Annotated in this window: 2 rRNA genes; both read right to left on the reverse strand. The window is 57.2% G+C overall.

From position 1 onward, the window contains the following. Nucleotides 1-17: 17 nt before the first annotated feature. A 5S ribosomal RNA gene (gene rrf / locus NOW55_RS20510) occupies nt 18-139 on the reverse strand. A 128-nt stretch (nt 140-267) separates the two neighbouring features. Then, nucleotides 268-3190 (reverse strand): 23S ribosomal RNA (locus NOW55_RS20515). Between the last annotated feature and the right edge of the window lie 214 nt (nt 3191-3404).

The raw sequence follows: 3404 nt of genomic DNA on the forward strand, positions 1-3404 counted from the left end.
ATGAATGAAGTATGAATGGGAGGCGGCGAATCGCGTTTCCCAGAGGCTCGCGCACTCCAGTACTCCCCGACACGCTGGCGAGCTTAACTTCCGTGTTCGGGATGGGTACGGGTGTTACCTCGCCGCTGTGGCCGCCTTAACGCCGACCAACGGAGTCGAACCGTTGCGATGGAACCGATCGTCGGTAACCTACACTCGTGTGAACGCGCAATCCAGTTCGCGCCTGGACCACCCCGAGTACAGTACGGTGGTCCCAGTATGCGGTATGACTAATGGCATGATCTGTTAGTGCTCGCGGGCTTAACGCCTCGTTGCCTTGGCGCGCACACCCCGAGTCTATCTAACTCGTCTTCTACGAGTGATCATAGTGGTACCTCTTTTCCAGGTGGGTTTCGAGCTTAGATGCGTTCAGCTCTTACCCCGTGTGACGTGGCTGCCGGGCACGTGCTCTCTCGAACAACCCGTACACCAGTGGTCACCATTCGTAGTTCCTCTCGTACTATACGAACGTTCCCGTCAGGTACCGTTACACCCCCAATAGATAGCAGCCGACCTGTCTCACGACGGTCTAAACCCAGCTCACGACCTCCTTTAATAGGCGAACAACCTCACCCTTGCCCGCTTCTGCACGGGCAGGATGGAGGGAACCGACATCGAGGTAGCAAGCCACCGGGTCGATATGTGCTCTTGCCGGTGACGACTCTGTTATCCCTAAGGTAGCTTTTCTGTCATCAATTTCCCGCATCAAGCAGGATAATTGGTTCGCTAGACCACGCTTTCGCGTCACCGTCCCTCGTTATGAAGGACAGTGTCAGCCCACCGTATGCTCTTGCGCTCTGCTCCGAGTCTCCGACTCGGATGAGGTGGACATAGGGCGCGCTCGATATCTTTTCAAGCGCGTACCGCCCCAGTCAAACTGCCCGGCTACCGGTGTCCTCCGCCAGGAGTGAGAGTCACAGTCACTAATGGGTAGTATTTCAGTGATGCCTCGGTGGCCCGCTGGCGCGGGTACCTGTGTAATGGCTCCTACCTATCCTGCACATTAGCGACCGTGTCTCAGCGACAGCCTGCAGTAAAGCTCTATAGGGTCTTCGCTTCCCCTTGGGGGTCTCCAGACTCCGCACTGGAACGTACAGTTCACCGGGCCCAACGTTGGGACAGTGGCGCTCTCGTTGATCCATTCATGCAAGCCGCTACTGAAGCGGCAAGGTACTACGCTACCTTAAGAGGGTCATAGTTACCCCCGCCGTTGACAGGTCCTTCGTCCTCTTGTACGAGGTGTTCAGATACCTGCACTGGGCAGGATTCAGTGACCGTACGAGTCCTTGCGGATTTGCGGTCACCTATGTTGTTACTAGACAGTCGGAGCGCCCGAGTCACTGCGACCTGCCCTTCTGCAGGGCAGGCATCCCTTATTGCGAACGTACGGGACTAACTTGCCGAATTCCCTAACGTCGGTTGTTCCCGACAGGCCTTGGCTTTCGCCGCCATGAGCACCTGTGTCGGTTCTTGGTACGAGTCACAGACTTGCCTTTTCACGGGCCCTAGGTACGATCGACTTTCGCTGTCTCATGGTTCGTCCGCTTCGTGCCATTACGGCTTCCACGGAGTTTCATGATTCGACTGGGCGATGGCCCAGCTCGATTGTTCCCAAGGCGTCGGCGTTGAGTGTCTGTGAGCACTGGAATATTAACCAGTTTCCCTGTCGTCAGAGTCGAGTTGCGGTCTGACTTAGGATCGGCTAACCCTCGACTGATCAGCATTGTCGAGGAACCCTTGCTCATTCGGCCGTCGGGGTTCTCACCCGACTATCGCTGCTACTATGGCCAGGATTATCGTCACCAGTCGGTCCACACGAACTCTCGTCCGTGCTTCCACCCGACTGGAGCGCCAGTCTACGGAATCACCCCTATGGGGGGTGTCGCCAGGTCTCGGTGATGGATTTGAGCCCCGATCATTTTCGGCGCCTCGAACCTCGGCCGGTAAGCTGTTACGCTTTTCTTAGAGGGTAGCTGCTTCTAAGCTCACCTCCCGGCTGTTTAGGGCTCGAGACTACCTTCGGTTGCACTTAATCCATACTTTGGGACCTTAACCCAGCTCTGGGTTGTCTCCCTCATGGTGCACAGGCTTACCCCGCACACCGGACTCCCTGCGTCTGTGGCGCTCGTAGGTTCGGAGTTTGACAGGGAGGCCGACATCTCTCGATGGCGGGTCTCCCAATCGGTCGCTCTACCCCACGAGCTACCTCAGCAGAGGTCATGCTTCGACATGTTTCGACTGGAACCAGCTGTTGCCAGGCTCGATGGGCCTTTCACCCCTATACGTAGGTCACGAGAGGGTATTGAAGGACACCAACTCTAACAGGCCTCCACGTGCCTTTCGGCACGCTTCACCTTGCCCACGCATAGATCGCCTGGTTTCGGGTCGCATCCGGTCGGCTCCCCGCCCTTGAAGACGGTGGCCCTGGCCCGTGAGGGCTGCGGCCGTATCGGTTTCCCTGCGCCTGCCTCGATGCTCGAGTTAGACTTGCCGGTCAGATGCACTCCCTGGCTCGTTTTTCAAAACGCACGACGGAACATCGGCTCCCCACGATTCCTACTGGAGACTCGCGTCTCGGTCGTTTTTCGTGGGGCCTTGTATGCCCCGTCGCTCTATCGCCACCTGGGTTCAAGCCCTATTGCACCTCCCGTTGTGGGGTGCTTTTCAGCGTTCGCTCACGCTACTTGTTCGCTATCGGTCTCAAGGAGTACTGAGTCTTCGCGGTCGATGCCCGCGTTGTTCCCGAGGGATATCCAACCCTCGGTACTCTGGAGCTGACGCACGCTGTACTGTCTTCTGTTACGGGATTGTCACCCTGTATCATCCTCCGTTCCAGGAGAGTTCACAGAAGGGGTCGAGCGATGAAAGTCAGTCCGAACACCACATTGCCCGTGAGGGCTTCGGTTTGGACTGGATCGCGTTCACTCGCGGTTACTAACGATGTCGCGTATTGCTTTTTGTTCCTGCCGGTACTGAGATGTTTCAATTCCCGGCGTTCCCCATTGCGCGAAGCAATTGCGGTGGGGATTCCCATTAGGAGATCTTCAGTTCGTTGCCTCCGTGCGGCTTGCTGAAGCTTTTCGCAGCTTGGCACGTCCTTCGTCGGCTCTTGAGCCGAGCTATCCATCAGGTGGCAGAGTAGCCACGTTGTATATGGGACGTTCACTGTGACCCGGAATGGTCCAGTGGACGCCTGGATTGCGCGTACACACGGTGTCATAACGCGGCCCAGGAGTGTAAGCTGGGCTGCGTTCGACCCTTCCCACCCACGCTTGCACGGGGTGGTGCATCGGTTCGTTGTTCGGATAGAGTCGTATCGTCCTCCCACACTTAAGGGGAGCGATTCCAACTCGACCCGAACGACA

Origin of the sequence: Haloarchaeobius litoreus, from assembly GCF_024495425.1 — an archaeon.
In the GTDB taxonomy this organism is placed as follows: Archaea; Halobacteriota; Halobacteria; order Halobacteriales; family Natrialbaceae; genus Haloarchaeobius; species Haloarchaeobius litoreus.